The 21,649-nt window shown below is 63.6% G+C and carries 19 protein-coding genes and 1 tRNA gene; 12 read left to right on the top strand and 8 right to left on the bottom strand.

Annotation, left to right across the window (positions count from 1 at the left end; translation table 11 throughout):
- Position 1: 1 nt before the first annotated feature.
- The 4 genes from ACYQ47_RS32270 to ACYQ47_RS32255 are packed head-to-tail and all read left to right on the top strand — an operon-like array spanning position 2 to position 3,312.
- Positions 2-460: a MaoC family dehydratase gene (locus ACYQ47_RS32270; RefSeq protein WP_250463818.1), complete on the top strand. Its 459-nt coding sequence runs from the start codon at positions 2-4 to the stop codon at positions 458-460.
- Complete coding sequence (locus ACYQ47_RS32265) at positions 460-1,683, top strand: CaiB/BaiF CoA transferase family protein (protein WP_250508710.1); 1,224 nt, start codon at positions 460-462, stop codon at positions 1,681-1,683. The genes ACYQ47_RS32270 and ACYQ47_RS32265 overlap by 1 nt, the downstream gene beginning before the upstream one ends.
- Positions 1,680-2,513: a shikimate dehydrogenase gene (gene aroE, locus ACYQ47_RS32260; RefSeq protein ID WP_459908844.1), complete on the top strand. Its 834-nt coding sequence runs from the start codon at positions 1,680-1,682 to the stop codon at positions 2,511-2,513. Before ACYQ47_RS32265 ends, aroE begins: the two co-directional genes overlap by 4 nt.
- Positions 2,514-2,523: 10 nt before the next feature.
- A complete protein-coding gene (locus tag ACYQ47_RS32255) occupies positions 2,524-3,312 on the top strand; it encodes an enoyl-CoA hydratase-related protein (protein ID WP_250463827.1) in 789 nt (262 codons plus the stop codon).
- An 11-nt stretch (positions 3,313-3,323) separates the two neighbouring features.
- Here the strand turns inward: ACYQ47_RS32255 and ACYQ47_RS32250 are convergent, their stop codons facing one another.
- Positions 3,324-3,974: a DUF4286 family protein gene (locus ACYQ47_RS32250; RefSeq protein ID WP_250491998.1), complete on the bottom strand. Its 651-nt coding sequence runs from the start codon at positions 3,972-3,974 to the stop codon at positions 3,324-3,326.
- A 165-nt stretch (positions 3,975-4,139) separates the two neighbouring features.
- On the opposite strand from ACYQ47_RS32250, the gene ACYQ47_RS32245 reads away from it, so the two are divergent.
- The 7 genes from ACYQ47_RS32245 to ACYQ47_RS32215 are packed head-to-tail and all read left to right on the top strand — an operon-like array spanning position 4,140 to position 11,731.
- The gene (locus ACYQ47_RS32245; protein WP_250525547.1) at positions 4,140-5,405 is read left to right on the top strand and encodes a Gfo/Idh/MocA family protein; all 1,266 of its coding nucleotides are present in this window, start codon (positions 4,140-4,142) and stop codon (positions 5,403-5,405) included.
- A gap of 23 nt (positions 5,406-5,428) precedes the next feature.
- The gene (locus ACYQ47_RS32240) at positions 5,429-7,159 is read left to right on the top strand and encodes an ABC transporter permease (protein ID WP_244827371.1); all 1,731 of its coding nucleotides are present in this window, start codon (positions 5,429-5,431) and stop codon (positions 7,157-7,159) included.
- Positions 7,160-7,197: 38 nt separating this feature from the next.
- Positions 7,198-8,271: an ABC transporter ATP-binding protein gene (locus tag ACYQ47_RS32235; RefSeq protein WP_244827372.1), complete on the top strand. Its 1,074-nt coding sequence runs from the start codon at positions 7,198-7,200 to the stop codon at positions 8,269-8,271.
- Positions 8,268-9,014, top strand: coding sequence for a hypothetical protein (locus tag ACYQ47_RS32230; protein ID WP_459908840.1), 747 nt, complete (start codon positions 8,268-8,270; stop codon positions 9,012-9,014). The genes ACYQ47_RS32235 and ACYQ47_RS32230 overlap by 4 nt, the downstream gene beginning before the upstream one ends.
- Before the next feature lie 30 nt (positions 9,015-9,044).
- Positions 9,045-10,115: an ABC transporter substrate-binding protein gene (locus ACYQ47_RS32225; protein ID WP_250525549.1), complete on the top strand. Its 1,071-nt coding sequence runs from the start codon at positions 9,045-9,047 to the stop codon at positions 10,113-10,115.
- Between the two features lie 9 nt (positions 10,116-10,124).
- Positions 10,125-10,979 carry a sugar phosphate isomerase/epimerase family protein gene (locus tag ACYQ47_RS32220; RefSeq protein WP_309841950.1) on the top strand — a complete coding sequence of 285 codons (855 nt, stop codon included), beginning with the start codon at positions 10,125-10,127 and terminating at the stop codon, positions 10,977-10,979.
- Positions 10,980-10,981: 2 nt separating this feature from the next.
- Positions 10,982-11,731 (top strand): SDR family NAD(P)-dependent oxidoreductase, encoded by a 750-nt coding sequence (locus tag ACYQ47_RS32215; protein ID WP_284507686.1) that lies wholly within the window; start codon positions 10,982-10,984, stop codon positions 11,729-11,731.
- Positions 11,732-11,735: 4 nt separating this feature from the next.
- On the opposite strand, the gene ACYQ47_RS32210 is transcribed toward ACYQ47_RS32215, so the two are convergent.
- From ACYQ47_RS32210 to ACYQ47_RS32200, 3 genes are read right to left on the bottom strand one after another with little or no spacing between them, the layout of a single operon-like run.
- Positions 11,736-13,517, bottom strand: coding sequence for an FAD-dependent oxidoreductase (locus ACYQ47_RS32210; RefSeq protein ID WP_459908837.1), 1,782 nt, complete (start codon positions 13,515-13,517; stop codon positions 11,736-11,738).
- A 57-nt stretch (positions 13,518-13,574) separates the two neighbouring features.
- A complete protein-coding gene (locus ACYQ47_RS32205; protein ID WP_459908835.1) occupies positions 13,575-15,344 on the bottom strand; it encodes an FAD-dependent oxidoreductase in 1,770 nt (589 codons plus the stop codon).
- Between the two features lie 17 nt (positions 15,345-15,361).
- Positions 15,362-16,429, bottom strand: coding sequence for a Gfo/Idh/MocA family protein (locus ACYQ47_RS32200; RefSeq protein ID WP_459908833.1), 1,068 nt, complete (start codon positions 16,427-16,429; stop codon positions 15,362-15,364).
- A 484-nt stretch (positions 16,430-16,913) separates the two neighbouring features.
- Between ACYQ47_RS32200 and ACYQ47_RS32195 the strand changes: the two genes are divergently transcribed.
- A complete protein-coding gene (locus ACYQ47_RS32195; protein WP_459908831.1) occupies positions 16,914-18,470 on the top strand; it encodes a methyl-accepting chemotaxis protein in 1,557 nt (518 codons plus the stop codon).
- 283 nt (positions 18,471-18,753) lie between these two features.
- Here ACYQ47_RS32195 and ACYQ47_RS32190 read toward each other — a convergent pair whose 3' ends face one another.
- The 4 genes from ACYQ47_RS32190 to ACYQ47_RS32175 all read right to left on the bottom strand — a co-directional run bounded on the left by ACYQ47_RS32190 (position 18,754) and on the right by ACYQ47_RS32175 (position 21,638).
- Positions 18,754-19,134, bottom strand: a complete 381-nt coding sequence (locus ACYQ47_RS32190) for an NUDIX hydrolase (protein ID WP_250463896.1) — start codon at positions 19,132-19,134, stop codon at positions 18,754-18,756.
- A gap of 329 nt (positions 19,135-19,463) precedes the next feature.
- On the bottom strand, positions 19,464-20,015 hold the full coding sequence (locus ACYQ47_RS32185) for a hypothetical protein (protein ID WP_459908829.1): 552 nt from the start codon (positions 20,013-20,015) through the stop codon (positions 19,464-19,466).
- 477 nt (positions 20,016-20,492) lie between these two features.
- Positions 20,493-20,568, bottom strand: a tRNA-Thr gene (locus ACYQ47_RS32180).
- A 53-nt stretch (positions 20,569-20,621) separates the two neighbouring features.
- Entirely contained in the window at positions 20,622-21,638 is a 1,017-nt protein-coding gene (locus ACYQ47_RS32175) for a class 1 fructose-bisphosphatase (RefSeq protein ID WP_244827384.1), read from the bottom strand.
- Positions 21,639-21,649 lie beyond the last annotated feature (11 nt).

Raw genomic sequence — 21,649 nt, 5'->3', positions numbered from 1 at the left:
GATGACGATTGTCGATAAATACTGGGACGACGCCCACGAAGGCGACGAGTGCACGAGCCCGACCTACACGGTCACGAAAGCGCGCATCCTCGCTTACGCCGACCTCACGGGCGACCACACGCCGGTCCACGTCGATGAGGACTACGCCAACGCGAGCCACTTCGGTTCGATCGTCGCGCATGGACTCTTCGGCTTGTCCATCGCGGACGGCCTCAAGACGCAGAGCGACTACCGCTTTCTGCCGGGCATGTCGCTTGGCTGGACGTGGGACTTCAACCTGCCGATCAAGGTCGACGACGTGCTGCACGTGAGATTTCGCATCGGCTCGATGCGTGCCAGCAAGAGCCGTCCGGACTGGGGCATCGTCATCTTGCCGTCGGAGTTGATCAATCAGCACGGGCAGGTCGTCCAGCATGGCGAGCATCGTCTGATGGTGCCGCGCCGACCGGGAGCAAAGTAATGCAGGCACGTCCTCTGGAAGGCATGCGCGTCGTCGATTACAGCCACTTTCTGGCCGGTCCCTATGTCGGACGCTGTCTCGCGGCGCTCGGCGCGGAAGTCATCAAGGTCGAACGTCCGGTCAGCGGCGATGCGGGCCGGCAGCATGCAACCGTGCTCGACGACGAACAAAGCGCCTACTTCCTGCAACTCAACATGGGCAAGCGCGGCGTCAGCGTCAACATGCGCGATGCGCGCGGCAAGGAATTCATGCAGCGCCTGTGCGACTCGGCGGATGTGTTCGTCGAGAACTACCGGCCGGGCGCGCTCAAGAAGCTCGGCCTCGGTTACGAAGAGCTGTCCGCGCGCAATCCGGGTCTCGTCTATTGCTCGATCTCGGCTTACGGTCACACGGGACCGGACGCGCATCGCGCGGGCTTCGGGCTGATCGCGGAAGCGAAGAGCGGCATCATGCAGATGATCGGCAATCCCGGCGAGCCGCCGCCCCTGATGCGTATCTCGCTCGGCGACATGTACACCGGCATTCACGCGGTCGCGGCGATCAATGCGGCGCTGCTCGGCCGCGTGAAGAGCGGGCGCGGGCAGCATATCGACATGGCTCTCTATGACACGCTCGTGTCGATGCACGAATACGCGGTCCAGTGCTACACGATGCAAGGCGTCGTGCCCGAGCAAACCGGTCATGACATGCCGACATCGACGCTCTATGGCGTGTTTCGCGCCGCCGACGGCGACCTCGTGATCGCGGCGCAAGTGGACGATGCATGGAAGCGCTTCGCCGCGCTGCTCGAAGCGCACGGCGCACCGGCGGGCTTCGGCGCCGACGCGCGCTTTCACACGCTCAACGGGCGCAATGCGAATCGGCTCGACATTCTCGCGGTGGTGAAGCCCTGGGTCGCATCGCGGCCCGTTGCCGACGTGCTTGCGTTGCTCGACAGCATCGACGTGCCGTGCGCGAAGGTGCAGCGGATCGACGAAGTGCTCGCGGACCCGCAGATCATCGCGCGTGGCATGGTGATCGAGCAGGAGCATCCGCGCTTCGGCACGCTGCGTCTGCCGAACCTGCCGTTCCGGTTCTCCGATTGCGATACGACCATTCGCGAAGTCGGGCCGGACCTCGGTCAGCACAACGCGGAAGTCGCGCAGTCGCTGGGGTTCGACGCGGCGGAGATCGACGCCATGCAGACCGACGGCGTGCTGTATTCGAAAGCGAGGCCGCGATGAGCGATCGGTACGCGGTGATCGGCAACCCGATCGGCCACACGAAATCTCCTTTGATCCACGGCCTGTTCGCGGAAGAAACGCGGCAGGACATGCGCTATACGGCAATCGAAGGACCGCTCGAACCGCACGACGCCTTTGCCGATACGGTGCGCGCGTTCATCGCGGACGGTGGCAAGGGCATGAACGTGACCGCGCCGTTCAAGCTCAAGGCGTTTGCCATGGCCGATGAACGCAGCGAGCGCGCAACCCTTGCGGGCGCTGCCAACGCGATGAGCTTCGAAGACGGCAAGGTCGTCGCCGAGAACTTCGATGGCGTCGGCCTGGTGCGCGACATCGAGATGAATCTCGGTTTGCCGATGGCCGCCAAACGCGTGCTTCTGCTCGGCGCGGGCGGCGCGGTGCGCGGGGCGCTGCTGCCGTTTCTCGATGCGCGGCCCGCCGAACTCGTCATTGCGAACCGAACCGTGCGGAAAGCCGAAGCGCTGGTGCGCGAAGTCGGCGCGCAAGCGTCGTTGACGGCCTGCGGATACGACGCGCTCGAAGCCATGGGCGGCTTCGATCTCGTGGTCAACGCGACCTCCGCGAGTCTCACGGGTGACTTGCCGCCCGTGCCGCCAAGCGTGTTCGATCCCGACGGCGCTGCCTACGAACTCGTCTACGGCAAACGGTTGACCCCGTTCCTTCGGCTCGCGCGCAATGCCGGCGTAAGGGAAGTAGCCGATGGCGTCGGCATGCTGGTGGAACAGGCAGCGGAAGCCTTCGAATGGTGGCGCGGCGTGCGTCCGCGGACGCGCGCAGTAATCGATCGGCTCACCGTTCCGCTCGACTGACGAGGCATCCATGACACCCGAAACGGTTCGATTCTGCCGCTACGAAGTCGAAGGCCCGCTCCTCATCTTGACGATCGATCGTCCCGAGGTGCTCAACGCGCTGCATCCGCAGGCGCATCGGGAACTGGCCGAAGCGTTCGATCGATACGCCGCCGATGCTTCATTACGCGTCGCCATCGTGACCGGTGCCGGCGAGCGCGCATTCTGCGTCGGCACCGACCTCAAGGCGCTGGCGGCGAGCGGCGACCATACGAAGCCCGCGACGGGTTTCGCGGGCATCACGCATCGCTTCGATCTTTACAAGCCATTGATCGCGGCGGTGAACGGCCTGTGTCTCGGCGGCGGCATGGAGATTCTCGCGGCATGCGACCTGGGTGTCGCCTCCGATCACGCGCAATTCGGTTTGCCCGAGCCGCGCGTCGGACTGGCCGCGCTGGGCGGCGGTCTCTTGCAGCGCTTGCCAAGGCAGATCGGCATGAAGGACGCAATGGGCCTCGTGTTGACCGGCAATCGCATCTCGGCCGATGAGGCGCGCCGCATCGGTCTGCTCAACGAAGTCGTGCCGGCGGCTGAACTGATGAAGCGCGCGCGCGCCTTGGCAGAAGACATTCTCGCGTGCGCGCCGCTGGCCGTTCAGGCATCCAAGCAAGTGATGCTGCAAAGCCTTGCGCAAGCGAATCTCGCCGCGACCCTGCACGAAGACTATCCGCTCGCGCGGCGCATGCTCGATAGCGACGACGCCCGCGAAGGACCGAAGGCGTTTGCCGAGAAGCGCAAGCCGAACTGGACCGGACAGTGAAGCGCCGCGTTCTAAGCGGTGCTTGCGTAGGAAAACCGGAAGAGCGCGCGGTCGCAATCCGCCGCCGATACTCCGAGCGCGTCTTGCATGGCCGCCGCGCCGCATTCCAGCGCATTGCGCGTCAATGCGCCCGCGAAAAGCAGATGACCGAAGCCGCCCGTATCCTCCGTTCCACGCATGCGCTTTTCCTCGGTCTGCCGGCCGCTGAGCGCGTCGTGGACGCGGCCGAGCCGCACGCGCGTGAGCGCATGTGCGTCGCGAAGCTCGCGAATGGTGTCGCCGATATCGACGCCTTGCTCGAGATCGAAGCGCATGCACCATTGAAAAGGCGCCAGGCCGCCGCCCACATCCACGAGCGTCTCGCACAACGCGCGCTGAACATTCCGGTAATGCGGCATCAGCTTGCGGGTCCACTCGGTCGGTGCGTCGAGTCTCGCGAGATAGTCCGGCGATTCGAGATCGCGCGCGGAATCGACGTCGATCACGCACAGATAGCGCGGCCCGTCGCCACTGATACGTTCCCATCGCTCCGCATGCCGGAAGCCGGGCAGGGCGAGCCGTTCTGGCAGATGCTCGAACGAATGCCAGCGCAGATATTCATCGACCGTGTCCGCGTCCACGTCGTGGCGGATAACGACCATGGCCTGCGTGCGCGTCGTCATGAGCGTTCCCCGTGGAAGAAGTCGTCGAAACACGAGCATGCGCGCGTCATTGCCGTAATGCAATTACCGATTGAAATACCTTTCCAAAATCGATACGCTTTCTAAGAACATAGACGGCCGCGATCAGACGGCTGCATCGAGCGAACTGGCATCGGAGAGAGACACATGGCTTTCATCAGATACGCCGCAATCGGCTGCAGCGGCATGGGACGACGACATCTGCACGGTCTCGCGCAACTGAAGCGCAGCGGACTGGCGAACATCGAGCTTGCGGCCGTCTGCGATCTCAACGCCGAGAGCGCGCGCAGCATGGCCGACGAAGCCGCCGCGCTCTTCGGCGTGCGGCCCGCCGTGTACGCGGACATTGGCCAAATGGCGCGCGAGAATCCGGAGATCGTCGCCGCCGATATCGCCACGGACGCCGGCTCGCACATGAGCGTCGCGTTGCAGTGCTTCGCGGCCGGCCTTCACGTGCTGTGCGAAAAGCCGCTCGGCATCACGGTGTCAGAGTGCCGCAGGATCGTGAATGCGGCGAGGGATGCCGGGCGCGTGCTCTCGGTCGCGGAAAATTTCCGGCGCGATCCGATCAACCGGCTCGTGAAGGCGCTGCTCGACGATGGCGCCATCGGCACGCCGCGCCTGATGCTGGAAACGAGTATCGGCGGGCGCGATGTGATGGTGCAGACGCCGTGGCGGCATCAAAAGCCATCGGGCATGGTGGTACTCGATTCGGGCGTGCACAACGCGGACATCATCCGCTTCTACATGGGCGGCGTGGCGAGCGTCTACGGCGAAAGCCGGCTGCACGAGAAGACGCGCCGCGTGGCCGCGCGCGCAGGCGGTTCGGCATCCGAGACGGACAAGTGGTGGCGCGCGCCGGACGGCATGCCAACGGAATTCGAAGCGAGCGGCGACGACGCCACGTATTCGCAACTGCGCTTTACTTCGGGCGCCATCGGCCAGTGGGTGAACGATCGCGCGGGACATGGCGAGCATCGCGAGAGCCGCGTCATTCACGGCTCGAAAGGCTCCATCGTGGCGCCGGGCGACCGCAATGGCCGTCCTGTCACGCTTCATCTCGACGATGGCTCCGTCATCGCCGATGCGCGCATTCTCGAGCATGCGCCGAGCTATCGCCTGGGGCCAGTTGCTGCCGCGCTTTTCGGCGATGCGCGTCCGTGGACCTATTCGTTTGCCTTCGACGAAGTGGACCAGCGCATTCTCGCGCTTCAGCTTCACGAACTCGCCGATTGTGTGATGCACGGCAAAGCGCCCGAAGTGACCGGCGAGGAAGCGCTTGCCGATGTCGCGCTCGCGTATGCGCCGATCGAATCGGGCAGGCTCGGCCGCAGCGTGAGCCTCGCCGAAGTGATCGATGGCGAGGCCGCACCCTATCAGGCGGAAATCGACGAGATGCGCCGCCGGTCCTGACACGTCGACTTCGGGAGCGAAGTTTGAATCCACATCACGTACAGCCGCTTGCCGCCGACCGCGCGCCCGCAGCGCGCGCGGGCGTCTCCACGCGCCGTCTGAACCAGATCGGCATGTTCGCGCTGCTCATCGCGGCGCTCGCCGTGCTGATCGTCCTGCCGCTCGGCGCGTTGATCCTGCGCGGCTTCGTGCGAATCGACAATGGTCATGCCAGCGCATCGCTTGCCGCTTTCGGCAAGGTATTCGGCGATATGAGCTACTGGATCGCGATGGGCAACACGCTCGTCATCGCGCTCGGTTCCATGCTGCTCGCGACCGCGCTCGGCGTCATGCTCGCGTGGTGTCTCGTGCGCACCAACGTGCCGTGGCGCGGCTTTCTCGAACGCGCCGCCGCCATGCCGATCTTCATTCCGCCGTTCATCGGCGCGTTTGCGTGGATTCTGTTCGGCGCGCCGCGCATCGGCATCTTCAACGTGGCGGCGAAGTGGATGAGCATCGGCCAGCCGTTCAACGTGTACTCGTATCTCGGCATCGTCTGGGTGATGGGCATCTACATCGCGCCTTACGTGATGATGATCGTCGCCGGCGCGCTGCGGAACATGGACCCGAGTCTCGAGGAAGCCGGGCAAGTGGCCGGCCTCAGCCGCTTTCGCACGATGCGCGTCATCACGCTGCCGGTGGTCGGTCCGTCCATTCTGTCGGGCGCGGTGCTCGCGTTCGTCATCAGTCTCGGGCTCTTTGGCACGCCTGTGCTGCTTGGCATGGCGAAGGAGATTTATCTCGTCACCACGCGCATCTACCTCGAATTGCAGCAGTTTCCGCCCGATGCGGGCATCGTTGCCGTGCTGGCGATCTATCTCATGGTGCTTTCGGTCGCGGCCAATCTCGTGCAGCAATGGATGCTGCGCGGCCGTTCCTTCGTCACCGTCACCGGCAAGGGATTCAGGCCGCGCCTGATGAAGCTCGGCGCGAGCCGTCATGCGATCGCCGCCGCGATCTGGTGCTATCTCGCGCTCACGGTCTTCGCGCCGATTGCGATCATCGCGGCGGCGGCGTTTTCGACCTACGCGTGGTCGGGACACTTCACCTGGAACAACCTGCGCTTTCTCTGGACCACGGTGGACGTGCGCACGACCTTCGTCAACAGCCTTCTCATCACGATCATCGCGGCGAGCGCGACGACGGTTCTGGGCGTCGCGGTGTCGTGGTTCACGACGCGCTCGAAGATGCGCGGCCGTCAATGGATCGAAGCCATCGTCCTTTTGCCGATGTCGGTGCCGAGTCTCGCCTTCGCGCTCGGCGTGTTCTTCTTCTGGGTCGCCATGCCGAAGTGGGTCGGCGTGTACGGCACGGTGTGGATCATCATCATCGCGCTGGTGGGGCGCTACATCAGCTACTCGGTGCGCGCCATTTCCAGCAGTCTCGTGCAGATTCATCCCGAACTCGAAGAGAGCGCGCGCATCTCGGGCTACGGCTGGACGCGCGCGCTGTCACGCATCACGTTGCCGCTCATCATGCCGAGCGTGATTTCGAGCTGGGTGATGATCTACAGCATCTTCGTGTCCGAGCTTTCCATCGTGCTGCCGCTTTATACCGCCGAGACGCGCACGCTTTCCATCCTCAGCTTCGATACCTGGTCGATCGGCCAATTCTCGCAAGTGGCCGCGCTTTCGCTGCTGCAACTGATGATGGGCGTGGGTGTCATGGCGGCGGTCGCCGTCATCACGCGCCGCCGCGAGAGTTCGATTGTCTGACGCGCGCCATACGATCACCCGATACGAGAGTCCACGCCATGACCGTTGCCATTCAGTCCCTCACCAAGCGCTTCGGCGGCGTGCACGCCATCGACGATCTCACGGTGCAGTTCCGCCCGAACGCCATCACGGTGCTGCTGGGCGCGAGCGGCTGCGGCAAGACCACGACCTTGCGCTGCATTGCCGGGCTGGAGCAGCCGACGAGCGGCGAGATCGAGATCGACGGGCGCACCGTGTATTCATCGACGCGCAACATCGACCTGCCGCCCGAGAAACGCGAACTCGGCATGGTGTTTCAGTCGTATGCCATCTGGCCGCATTTGAGCGTGATGGAAAACGTCGCGCTGCCGCTGCGGGCGCGCGGCACGGCGCACGCGGCCATCGACACGCGCGTGCGCGACACGCTCGCTTCGGTGGGGCTCGGTCAGCAAGTGGATCGCAGCGCGATGCAACTCTCGGGCGGCCAGCAGCAGCGCGTATCGATTGCGCGCTGTCTCGTGGCCGATCCGCGTCTCATCCTGATGGACGAGCCGCTCAGCAATCTCGACGCGAAACTGCGCGTGGAGATGCGTCACGAGATTCGCAATCTGCAGCGGCGCATCGGCGCGACCATCTTGTTCGTCACGCACGATCAGGAAGAAGCCATGTCGCTCGCCGATGAAATCTTTCTCTTCGATCGCGGACGTATCGTGCAGCGCGGCGCGCCCGAGGAACTGTATTTCCGGCCGGCGGTGCGCTATGTCGCGGAGTTTCTCGGCAAGGCCAATCTCTTTCCGGTTGCGCTGCGTTCGCACGCGGGCGAAACGGAAGTCGTGGCGCAATCCGGGCAGATCGTCGTGAAGGGCGATGTGACGGGCGCCGCCAACGGCAACGAAGCGCTCTGCATGGTGCGGCCCGAAGCGTGGCGCGTGCAGGCGCGCTCGCACGCGGGCGTGCCGGGCCGCGTGCGTGAAAGTTCGTTCGTCGGCGACCGGCGCGAGTTGCGCGTGGAAACGCCGCTCGGCGATCAGACCGTGGTGACGCCCGGCTTCGAACGCTACGCCAACGGCGATGAAATCACCCTGAGCGTCGCGCCCCAGCATTTGCACCTGATGAGAGGAGAGCTTCAATGATCGCTGTCGGCACCGGTCTCTTTACCATGTGGAACGACATCCCGCCCGCCTACGGCCGCGAGTTTGCGCTGATGCACACGCGCGACCACATGCCCGAGCACATGGCCTATCTCGGCGATGACGGCATCCGCTGGGCGCGGCGCTGTATCGACGGACAAGGCGACATGCCGCGCTTCTTCACGTTTTACGGGCTGACGAGTCTTGACGTGCTCACCGACGAGAAGCACGCGAAGTGCAAGGTGACGGAGACCGCCTGGTTTCTGAAGATGCGCCCGCATTACCGCGACCGCATTGCGTATCACTGCTCAGTGCTGGCAAGCGCGGGCGGCGGCACGGGCGGCACGGTGGCGACGCTCTTGATCGACTTCGCCGACGATGCACGGCAGGATGCGCCGCGTCTCGCGGCGCTCGTGGATGACCTCACGCGTTTGTCGCCCGTGGTCGGCGCGCATCTCGCCGCGCCCGAATGGAACGTGCCGATCCGCGTCGGCGAAGCATTGCCGGCCGGGCGCGAGGGCAACGAAGCGGTGGGCGTGGTGATCCTCGAAGGTTTCGATCGATACGAACTGGCCGCGTGTCTCGAAGACGTGCGCGAGCAACTCGTGGCGAGCGGCGTCGCGGCACGCGTGCGTTCAGCCGGGCATTACGCGCAGGCGTACCGGCTGGACTATGACGAGCTTGCGCATCTCGAACACTTCCGTCGCGACGACGCGCTCATCACCGAACGCTTCGACCTGAAATAGCCGAACGACTACAAATCATCAGGAGACAACATGACCACTTCGATAAAACGGCGCCGCCTCGTCCAGACACTCTCGCTCGGAAGCGCGGCGCTCGCGCTCGGCATCTCGCCGCTGATCGCGCACGCCGAGCCCGACAGCACGCTGATCGCGGAGGCGAAGAAGGAAGGCAAGCTCGTGGTGTATGGCGATCTCTTCACGGTGCAGATCATCGTCAAGGGATTCACCGCGAAGTATCCGGGCATCGACGTGACGACCGCGACCGGCGACGCCTGGCAGATCTATAACCGCTTCATCGGCGAACAGCAGGCGGGACGTCCGGTGATGGACGTGTTCTATCAGGCCGAGGACACCATCATCACGGCGGGCGCGTCGGGCACGCTCGCCGATGTGTCGTACGGCGACAAGGGCGTGCTCTTGCCCATCGCCACGCCCGCACAGGGCACGACGTATCTGCGCGGCAACGGCCAGCTGTGCCTCTTCGCCTACAACAAGCAGTCGATCGGTTCCGCGCCCATTCCCGCCGACTGGCAGGACTACGCGAAGCCGAAGGACGAATGGGACGGACTCGTGGCGACGACGAATCCGGCGTCGTCTTCCGCGACCTTCGCGGTGATCGCGAGTCTTTATCAGCATTACGGACCCGAAGCCGGCGGCGCGATCCTCAAGGGCGTGCGCAAGACCAACGCGGAACTGGTGGCCTCCATGGGCGTGATGACGACCAAGCTGCAAACCGGCGAACGTCCGCTCGATTTCTTCACCAACACGACGGCCGCGACGGGTCTCATCACGCAAGGCGTGCCGGTTGAAGTGAGAGTGCCGGCATCGGGCGCGGTGGCGCAGTTCAACGCGGTGGCGATCAGCAAGACGGCGCCGCATCCGAACGCGTCGAAGCTCTTTCTGGATTACGCATTGAGCGCGGAGACGCAGACGCGGCTCGCGGCGGCGGGCGCGTATCCGGTGCGCAAGGACGTTGCCGCGCCGAAGGGCTTGCCCGCGCTCACGAATGTCAAGCTGCTCAAGCTCGATTTGCCGCAGGCGCTGAAGGATCGCGACACGATCCTCAAGTGGTGGTCGGCGAGCACCGGTTTCAATACGCGTTGAGGAGAAACGATGATCGAGGAAGTGAATTTGCATGACGTGTCGGTGGCGAACCTGACCGTGGCGGGCGGCGCGCCCGTTGCACTGATCGAGGCCGCCGCGGCGGCGGGACTCGGCAAGGTCGGCTTGCTTTTGCGCACGGCGACGCCCAAGCCGCTCGCGCACGAAGTCATCGGCCGGCCAGACGTGGTGCGCGAGATCAAGGCGGCGTGCCGTGCGAACGACATCCGCGTGTTCGACGTGGAAGCGTTCATTCTTTCGCCCGCCGCCGATATCGACACTTATCGCGCGGCGCTCGCCACCGGCGCGGAACTGGGCGCGACGCATATCTCGGCGGTCGGCACGGAACTGCTGACCAACGACGCGTTTTTATCGGCGCCGGAACGCATCGAACTGTTCGGCCGCTTGTGCGATGCCGCCGCCGAATACGGCCTGCATGTGGGCGTCGAATTCATGCTGTATCGCGACGTGCGCACGCTTGGTGAAACGCTCGAGTTGCTGAATGCGGCGGGGCGCGCCAACGCGGGCGTGATCCTCGATGTGCTGCATTTTCATCGGAGCGGCGCGCGCCCGGAAGAACTCGACGCGGTGCCGGCCGAACGTATTGCCTACGTGCAGTTGTGCGATGCCATCGAACGAAGTCCGTCGCTCGACGGGCTCGCCAACGAAGCCCGCACCGCGCGCCTGCATCTAGGCGATGGCGTGATTCCGCTCGATGCGATTCTCGACCGCTTGCCCGCCGACGCGCAACTCGTGATCGAGACGCCGGTTGCGGCGGATGCCGGTTTATCCGATGCACGCAAGGTAGCCCATTGCACCGATGCCGCGCGTCGTTTTTTCGCGCGGCGCGCAAGCCAGCGAGGTTGAACATGACGATCAGCCAGGCATTCGAAGGACGCGTCGCCCTCGTGACGGGCGCTGCATCGGGAATTGGGCTCGCGTGCACGGAGCGCTTGATGTCGGAAGGCGCGACGGTGGTCCTATGGGACATCGACCAGAAGCGGCTCACCGCGTGCCAGGAACGTCTGGGCGAGCGCGCGATTGCGCAACGCGTCGACGTCACGAACGAGGACGAAGTACGCGCCGCGCTCGAAGCGGCGGTGGCGCAGACGGGCAAGCTCGATATCGTGGTCAATAGCGCGGGGATCGTCGGATCGAGTGCGTCGGTGTGGGAGATGCCGCTCGATGCGTGGAACAAGGTGCTGCTGCTGAACCTGACCGCGACGTTCATCGTCTGCAAGGCGGCCGTGCCGTATCTGCTCAGAAACGGTTATGGACGCGTGGTCAACATGGCGTCCATTGCGGGCAAGGAAGGCAATGCGAACCAGTCGGCGTATTCGGCTTCGAAGGCGGGCGTGATCGGCCTTACGAAGTCGCTCGGCAAGGAACTGGCTCAGCGCAATATCACCGTCAATGCAATTGCGCCGGCATCCGTGCAAAGCGAGTTGCTCGCGCAGATGCCACCCGAGCAGATGAAGATGCTGCAAGCCAAGATTCCGATGGGACGTCCCGGCACCGTGCAGGAAATCGCCGCCCTGATTCGCTGGTTGAGTAGCGAGGAGAGCTCGTTTTCCACAGGCGCGGTGTTCGATGCCTCGGGCGGGCGGGCGACTTACTGACGCTTCAATGCGTCGGCGTCGGCACGCGGTTCAGGTCGAGCGGCAAAACGAGATCCTCCTGCACCGCGTTTTCGTCTTCGTAACGATGGATGCCCGCCGCATGCCGGCCCGCGACATAGCCGAAGGTCATCGCGGGACCGAGATTGATCCCGCCTGACGGATAGAATCCGCCCATCACGCTCGCCATGTCCGTGCCCACGGCATAAAGGCCGGTGATCGCCTGGTCGTGCAAATCGAGCACTTGCGCCGAGCCGTTCGTCTTCAATCCCGCGAAGGTGCCGAAGCTGCCCGGGTACACCTTCACCGCGTAGAACGGACCGTGTTCGATAGGCGCCACACATGGGTTCGGCCCCTGATGCAACGGGTCGCCCATCTTGCGGTTATAGGGCGTCGAACCGCGTCCGAATTCCGGGTCCTCGCCGCGCCGCGCGTGGTCATTGAACGCGATGACGGTTTTAACCAGCGCATCGGAATCGATACCGCAGCGGGCGGCCAGCTCTTCCAGCGAATAACCGCGTTGCAGATAGCCGTTGCGGATGAAGCGGCGCATCGGAACCGGGAAGGGCCGCACGTAGCCCAGGCCGTATCGGCGCAAGAATTGGTGATCGCAAATCAGCCATGACGCGACTTCCTGACCGTCGGGCGCGCCCGCGACCATAGCGGCGGTGTAGTCGTAATAGCCATCGGCTTCGTTGACGAAGCGCTTGCCGTTCGACAGCACGCCGATCACGCCGGGCTTGCCGCGATCGATGATGTGCGGAAAGTGCCCGATGCTGCCATCCGAATGCGTGACGCGCGATACCGGCGCCCATGCGGCGGGCGAGGCGACATCCGTCACGAGCGAGCCGCCCGCCGATTCACCCAGGCTGATGCCATCGCCCGAGCAGCTTTCAGGCGGCAGCGCCAGATGCTCGCGGCCTGTCGGCGCGCGCGGGAAAAGCGCCTTGCGGCGCGTGAGGTCATTCGGAAAGCCGCCGGCGGCGAGCACCACGCCCTTCGCCGCGCGAATCGTGACTTCGCCTCTCTTCGTCGATACGACAGCACCATGCACCGCGCCATCCTCGACGATCAGATGCTTGGCGGGCGCGGACTCCATCAAGGTCACGCCGAGATCGTCGGCGGACTTGGCAAGACGCCCGACGAGCGCCACGCCATTCACGAGATGCATTGCGCGGCCGTGAAAAGCGAGGTCGCGCAAATGACGCGTGAAGCGTTTCGCCACGTGAATGAACGAGCCGAACGAGCGTGTCATGCTCAGAAAAGCCATGAGGTCGGCGCCCGCCATGATCGGCATGCCCATGAACGAAGTTTCGCGCATGGTCTTGCGCAGGCGTTTGTTGAGCGGACCGATTTCGCGCGCATCGTAGGGCGCGGCGATCACCTGATGCCCTTGCGTCGCGGCGCCTTCGACATGGCCATGCACATCGGGAATCTGATTTCCGTCGACGAACCGGAGCGCGGTGTGCTCGTGAAAGAAGCCGACCATGTGCGGACAATTGTCCAGGAAGGCATCGACGCGTTCGGGATCGTAACGATCTCCCAACTCGTTCCTGAGATACGTGCGCGGCTGTTGCGGATCTTCGATGATGCCCGCGCGTCGTGCGAGCGGATTGCCCGGCACCCACATCCAGCCGCCCGACCACGCCGTGGCGCCGCCGAAGACGTCGTCCTTCTCGACGACGACCACTTTAAGCCCGTGCCACGCCGCGGTAACGGCGGCAGCGAGACCCGAGGCGCCGGAGCCCACGACCAGCAGGTCGCAGTCGATTTGATTCGGAGTATTCATGTGCCAGGCCGGTTCGTGGTGTTCGATTGTGGCTGCTTCAGTTTCGTCGACAGCGCATCAAACCCTGACGCGCACCGGAATGTCCCGCAGCCCGACCACGAATTCAGGATCGGCGACGGGCACAGCGCGCGCCGCGAACTTCGCGACACGCCATCCGAACACGAGTGCGGGCCCGAGCGTCGTTCCCGGCCCCGGATAAGTGCCACGAAAGATCGATGCGAGGTCGTTGCCGCATGCGAAGAGTCCGGGAATGGCGTTGCCGTGGTTATCGAGCACCTGACCGTCGGCGTTGCCGGACAGCCCCGCGCTGCATGCCAGATCGGCGGGCCACACCGTGACGGCGTAATACGGTCCTGCGCCGATGGGCCGCACGCAGGGATTGGGCTTCTGCGATGCATCGCCATTGAAGCGGTTCATCGCGCTTGCGCCGCGCTTGAATTGCGGGTCTTCGCCGCGCGCCGCGTCGCGGTTGTACGCGGCGACCGTGCGCTCCAAGCCGCTGGCATCGACCTTGAGCTTCGTCGCCAGTTCGGCCAACGTGTCGCCCTTGATGAGATACCCCGCCTTCACGAAGCTGGCAATGCGCGCCTGGCTGCGTTTCTTCATCACGAGTCCGAGGCCATAATCGCGCAGGAACGCGGCATCGACGATCAAATGCGCCGGCACGCTCGTGCCCTGGCCGTTGTCGCGCAGCATGCCCATCACGAAGTCGTGATAAGAATCCGATTCGTTGACGAAGCGCTCGCCACGCGCGTTCACGGCGATGAGTCCCGGCTTCGCGCGATCGAGAAGAATGTGTGGCCAGACGCTATCGGGCTTGCCTTCGCGACGCAGGATGGAGCAGGGCATCCACAGGCCGGGGCTTTCGCAGCCATCGTCGAGCCTGGCATCGAGAGTGAGCGCGCGCTCGATGCCATCGCCCGTGTGCGTTTGCGGCGAGAGCGACAACGGTTGTGCGGCAGCGGGGAACAACTGCTTGCGCAACGCCGGGTTGCGCGTGATGCCGCCCGTTGCGAGCACCACGCCCCGGCGCGCGCCGATGCGCTTCTTCGAGCCGCCTTTCTGCCCGACCACGGCGCCCGTCACCATGCCGTGCTCGACGACGAGTTCCAGCAACGGCGTCTCGAAACGCACTTCCACGTTTTGCTTGCGCAGGCTGTAGAAGAGACGCGCGGCGAGTGCGTTGCCCATGACGAGATTCGTGCCTCGCTTGTGGCGCAGACGGTCGCCGACATAACGTCCGACCACCGACAACGTGCGTGTGAAATTTTTCTTCGACGCGAACGGTTCGAGCAGCGCATCGAGGTCCGTGCGCGCGACCATCATCCCGCCTAAGCCCATGAACTCGGGGCGCGGCGGCCTTACGCGGGCGAAGTCATCGCCGAGCAGCCGGCCATCGAAGGCGACGGGCGCGAGCGCGCGTCCGCCGAACGCCGCGCCGGGACCGCTGACGTAATCGGGATGTGCCGCCGCGGCCACGAATTTGACCTCGCTGATGCGCTGAATTTCCTCGATGGCCTGCGGGCCGCTCGCCAGGAACGCCTCGCGTGCTTCGTCACCGCCGCGATCGCCGACCACCGACGCGAGGAAGCGCCGCGCGTCGTCGGTTTTATCGGGAACGCCCGCGTGCACGCTGTCGCTCGTGCCGGGCACCCAGGTCGTGCCGCCGGAGGTCGAGGTAATGCCGCCGACCGCGTCGGTCTTCTCGCAGATGAGCACCTTCAGACCTTCGTGATGCGCGACGAGCGCCGCGGTCATGCCGCCCGCGCCCGCGCCGAACACGAGCAGATCGACTTCTTCGTCCCAGGGTTGAGTCATCGAATTCATGCGCTTTGTCTCCTGTCTCATGCCGTGCGGTCGATGCTCGCTTCGGCCGTTGTTGCGACCGCCACCGGCGCTCTCGATGCGGCCGCGCGATGCACCGCGAATGTCGTCGCGAGCGTGCGCGTTGCGTCCTCGCCTGAACAGACCGGCGCTTCCTTGCCGTCGATCACCGCCGAGAAATGCCGCAGCTGCTCGTGATACGGATCGCCGCGATGCGGTGTGCTTCGTTCGACGGTCAGCGGGTCATGCCAGCCTTTGCCGCTGCGGTAATCCCAGACATCGAGCAAGGGCAGCGTGAGCGATCCATCGGTGCCCGTCAGAAAATGCGTGTTGACGTTCTGACGCGGGTAGTGCGCCGCTTCGCCCGCCGCGAGATCCCAGTTCCAGGGCGATGCCGCGCAATCCGAGACCGCGAGCGTGCCGAGCGCACCGCTTGCAAACCGCAGCAGCACGGCCGCGGTGTCCTCCACTTCGAAGCCGCGCACCGCGTTGGATGTCTGCGCTTGAACTTCGATCACTTCGCCGAGCAGAAACCGCATGATGTCGATGTCGTGGATCAGGTTGATGAGCACCGGACCGCCGCCTTTTTCGCGGCGCCACGCCATCTCGAAGTAGCTGTCGGGTTTATAGAACGTGGCAAGCGCCATGGCCGCAACCTGCGTGCCGAGGCGGCCGGATTGGACGATTTCGCGCGCGCGCCGCAGGATCGGGTTATGCCGCCGATGATGTCCGACGATGAGCGGCACTTGCGCTTGCGACGCCGCGCGGGTCAGTTGTTCGGCTTGCTCGACGGTATCGGCGATAGGCTTTTCCATCAGCACCGCGACGCCCCGTTCGATGCACGCCAGTCCGACTTGCAGATGCGTCGCGTTCGGCGTCGCGACGATCGCGCCTCGCGGTTTGACCTCGTCGAGCATGGCGGTGTAGTCGGCGAACCAGCGCAGGCCTTCGGCGCGTGCGAACGCTTCGGCCGCCGGCGACGGATCGGCCACGGCCACGATCTCGCAATCGGGATGCAGCCGCGCGCGTTCCACATGCATGCGCCCGATCGCGCCGGCGCCGATGAGGGCAAGGGTCGTCCTGCTCATTCGTGTCTCCTGTTGTGGTGTCTCGCGCCGCGCGTGTTGCGTGAAGCGTTTGACGGCACGCAATATCCTGTTAACGCGAATACGAAGCTATTTCGGAATAGTATTCCAACTTCAAAGTTTATTCCACACCAAATTGGATCGTGATGCTGGAGGCGATCCATGCTTCGTGCGCAGGCTTGCAACCGAGCCGTCGATAAGCGGAATGTGTAGCGGAGCCTACTTAGCCGGCGTCTTCAGAGCTCGAATTGGCGGTGATGCGGCCTTTACAAACATCGGCGGACGGCTAGCGACCGAAGGCGTCGCGAAGCTAGTCTGAACGCGTTGAACGCCGCGACGTGGATAGACGAAGCGCGCTTTATCCGTGCGTAAAGCGACGCCAACGTGATGCCTTCCCTGTTTCATCGCCTTCAGTTTTCCCGCGAGACAGCCGATAAAAAAGCGATCGGCGCACATTGCGCGTAAACCCTCGAATTGAAGACTCTCGATGAAGCTCAGCCTCAAGATTCCGCTCGCTTTTGCCGCCGCGCTCTTTTTCATGTTCGCGGGCGCGTTATACGGTATTTTTGCCCTCAATCAATCCATCGACACCTATCGGACAGTGGTCGCGGATAACGTCGCGAGCGAACGCATGGTGTCCGCGACGCTGGTCGCCTTCAAGTTGCAAGTGCAGGAGTGGAAAGACACGCTCTTGCGCGGCAAGGACCCCGAGAAACTGCAGAAGTACTGGTCGGCTTTCCAGACTCGCGAAGCGACCGTGCACAAGCTGGCCGATGAACTCAAGCACACGCTTCCCGCGGGCGAGAGCCGCGATTTGATCGACCGCTTCGCTTCCGCACACGCCGCAATGGGCGATGGCTACCGGCGCGGCTTCGATGCGTTCAAGGCCGCGGGCTTCGAATCGTCCGCTGGCGATAACGCCGTAGCGGGCGTCGACCGCGAACCGGCCGCGCTACTCGAACAGGCGGCCCAGAAGATTGCCGCCGATAGCGCCGAAGTGTCCGCGCACGCCGATCACGCCGCGCGGCAAGCGTCGTTCATCAGCGTCACGTTGATGCTCTTCGTGCTGGCGCTCTCGTTGATCGGCGGTTATCTCTTCAGCCGCACGGTGTCCGGTCCGCTCGTCCGTGCGCTCGGTTGCGCGCGCGCCGTGGCGAAGGGCGATCTCTCGCACGAGTTCGAAACCGACGGCAAGGACGAAATCGCCGAATTGCTGGTGGCGCTCAAGCATATGCAGACGAGTCTCGCGACGGTCGTGAGCAAGGTGCGCCAAAACGCGGAAGGCGTGGCGACCGCGAGCGCGGAAATCGCATCGGGCAATCTGAATCTGTCTTCGCGTACCGAGGAGCAGGCGGCGTCGCTCGAGGAAACGGCGGCAAGCATGGAAGAGATCACCGCGACGGTGCGTCAGAACGCGGATAACGCGGTCGCGGCTTCGTCGCTTGCGGAGAATGCATCGCAGACCGCCACGCGCGGCGGCCAGATGATGGAAAAGGTCGTCGAGACCATGCACGGCATTTCCGAGAGCGCGGGCAAGGTGGGCGAGATCATCGCCGTGATCGACGCCATCGCGTTCCAGACGAACATCCTTGCGCTGAACGCGGCCGTCGAAGCGGCGCGCGCGGGCGAGGAAGGGCGCGGTTTTGCGGTCGTGGCATCGGAAGTCCGCTCGCTCGCTCAACGCAGCGCGACGGCCGCGAAGGAGATCAAGGAGCTGATCGAGCAGTCGGCCGGCCGCGTAGAGACGGGCTCGTCGCTCGTGCGGGACGCGGGTAGCATCATTGCGGATATCGTCGGCTCGGTCGAGCGCGTGACCGATGTGGTCGGCGCGATTTCGTCGGCGTCGAAGGAACAGACCACGGGCATCGAACAGGTCAACATGGCCGTCACGCAGATGGACGAGGTGACGCAGCAAAACGCCGCGCTGGTCGAGCAGGCATCGGCGGCGGCTCAGGCGCTGGCGGAGCAGGCGAGGTCGTTGCGTGACGTGGTGGCGATTTTCAAGCTGCGGGGAGATGGTATGGGGACGATGCGGGCCGCGTAGGTGTCGGTTTCGCAGCTTGGCCGCGCGCGATGCAGGTCGTAAATGAGACCGATGCCCGCGTATGCGCCGCCGCCTTCAGCACGGTGTCGCCCTGCCAGTAGCCGAAGCGATGGTTGAAGGGCTTGCAGTGCTCGAGATCGGCATTGCAGGCCACGAACGCGACGCCATGCCAATGAGCCGGTCGATATGCGCGATAAGCCGAGCGAAGTGCCACGGTCGATGTGCGGCCGACGCGCGTGACGTCTTTCGGGATTGACGAGCTCGTCCGCGTCGCGGTTCGGCTTTATTTTCCGCGGCCGTTCTTACGCTTATGACTGACGAGCTTCACGATATCGTTCGTTGGCGTGCTCGTCATGAGCCGTGGAATGTCTTCGAGATTCACCCAGCGGCATCGCGAGATTTCATTGCTCGGACGCGGCTTGGCGCGAGCGGAGATATCGCAATAGAAGACGTGATGATGCTTTTGCTTGCCTCTGAAGTCGAAGAGATACTTGGCCGACTTGCCGGAGAGTTGTGTTTCCTCCTTGAGTTCTCGAAGCGCGGCGTCAGGGAGATGCTCCCCGCGCTTGAGGATTCCGCCTGGCAGGGCCCATTTCGATTGGCGACGTGCCACTAGAAGAATGCGTTTTCCCTTTCGACAGATAACAGTGGCGCGCTTCTTCAATTGGACTCCACTTTGTTCTTTTGGATGTGATGGCTCATGTCTCATCCACCTTTGTCGTCGAATGGCTTCGGCTCTTGGCGTCAGCTGTGAAGAGCCGCTGACGGGGCAGAAACGTGCGCTAATGCTATTACAAGAAAGCGGCCTTTTGTGATCGATTTCATAAAAACACACGAATGAGAGAATCGGCGCCTTGACACAAAAGTTTCATTGAGCAGATGCGCGTCGTAGGTGCCTTGCGCGTCTTCAATGTCGATGACGCTGCCAGCGGCGATTGCACTGCCAGCGGAGCGTTCTTCGACGTTGTTAGGAGTTTCGCGATCGAGCGGCGGTCAGGCGTTTGCAGGACGGCCGGTCTTGACGGTTTCGAGCGCCTTGATCGCGGCGACGATGCGCTTTTCCGGCGCGGCGTCGAGCACGGCGAGTGCGGCGCGCAGCAGTTCGCTCTTCTTTACGCGGATGCCGTTGTCGAGACACTTCTGCTTGAGCGATGCAATCTTCGCGTAGTCCGCTTTTGGCATGGTGAAGCTGTCGCGCACGACTTTATCTTTCTTCGCTCGCTTGGCTTTCGCTGCGGGTTTGGTCGTCGCGGCGGGTTTGGCTGTATCGGCAGGGGCGCCCGCGGTCGGTTTCTTTTCCCTGGCTTCGGTTGCCTTCGTCTTCGGCTTCGTTTTCGACTTCGTCGCGGGAGCCGAGGATGCGCCGGCTATGGGCTTGGCAACCGCTTTCTTCGCGGGCTTTTTCACTCCACCCGATGCGGGCGCCGCAGCCTTCGACCGGGTTTTCGTTGCGGTCTTCGTGGCCGGCTTCTCGTCTTTTGCGACGGCGTTCTTGGGAGCATCGACAGCCTTGGTGGCGGGGGCATCGATTTTGGGTGTGCTCATTTTTTCTCCTCTTGATGTGGAGAAAACAGTATATACGGTTTTCTCTCGTGGCGAATGTCGCCGTGGGTCGAGGACATGGGCTGATGTCTACCGAGGTAGTTCATGTCGATGAGCGGATGAGTCAGCGCGGCTTGCGACTCGTGTTCTGCGACGAGCGCGGGGGAGGGCGGGTGAACTTGTTTCGCGGCGCGTTCAGCAGGTCGCCATTCTCAGCGGTGCTTCGGAAAACTTAGACGCACTTAGTTTTGTGGTTGCTTGATTGCCGCGCTTCGAGACTCTGCGACCGGCGTTTGCATGAAGCGCGTTTCGAGGACCGTGGCGGAGGCAACGTATGGCTTGTTTTCATGGCGTTACGTGTGCGCGGTGTTTCGGTGCCATCTGATCGCTGATATGGACTCGGTTGGCCTGCGTTTATTGGGAAGACCCCACAACGCAAAAAGCCCAGTCAACTTGACTGGGCTTTTTGCTTGATACGTTTGGTGCCGGAAAGAGGAATCGAACCCCCGACCTTCGCATTACGAATGCGCTGCTCTACCGTCTGAGCTATTCCGGCATCAGAGAAACGAGATTATAGAGACTCCTTTCCCAATTTGGCAAGACCCTGAATCAAACTTTCTTTTCCGAGTGATAACGCGTCACGCGATCGACCTCGCTCTTCGAGCCGAGAAACACCGGCACGCGCTGGTGCAGGCTCGTTGGAACGATATCCAGAATGCGTTGCTCGCCATCCGTCGCGGCGCCGCCAGCCTGCTCGACGATCAGCGCCATCGGGTTCGCTTCGTACATCAGACGCAGCTTGCCCGGGCGGTCCGGCGTGCGCTTGTCGGCGGGATACATGAAGATGCCGCCGCGATTCAAGATGCGATGCACATCCGCCACCATCGACGCGATCCAGCGCATGTTGAAGTCGTCCTTGCGCGGGCCGTCCTTGCCGTCGTTCAACTCGCCGATATACCGCTGCACCGGCTCATACCAGTGACGGCTGTTGGACGCGTTGATCGCGTACTCGCGCGTTTCGGTCGGAATGCGCATGTCGCTCTGCGTCAGCACCCACGAGCCCAGCTCGCGGTCCAGCGTGAAGCAGTTCACGCCGTTGCCGGTCGTGAGCACGAGCACGGTTTGCGGGCCGTACACCGCATAGCCCGCGGCGACCTGCGCCGAACCCGGCTGCATGAACGCTTCCTCGCTTGGCTCCGCGCCGTCCGGACAGCGCAGCACCGAAAAAATGGTGCCGATCGACACGTTCACGTCGATGTTCGACGATCCATCGAGCGGATCGAAGGTCAGCAGATAGTTGCCTTTCGGATAACGATTCGGGATCGGGAAGATCTTCTCCATCTCTTCCGATGCCATCGCGGCCAGGTTGCCGCCCCATTCGTTGGCTTCGAGCAGAATTTCGTTGGACAGCACGTCGAGCTTCTTCTGCACTTCGCCCTGCACGTTTTCGCTGCCGGCCGTACCGAGCGCGTCGCCGAGTGCGCCCTTGCTCACCTGATAACCGATTTGCTTGCATGCACGCGCGACGACTTCGATCAGAAGACGCAAGTCGGCCGGCAGATTCTGGTGTTCGCGCTGCTGCTCGATCAGATATTTCGTGAGCGTAGTGCGGCTGGAGATGGACATGCTGGGCTCCG

Source organism: Caballeronia sp. HLA56 (assembly GCF_054655155.1).
The sequence above is the reverse complement of the archived record's forward strand: the minus strand, read 5'-3'. Positions and strand labels throughout refer to the sequence as shown.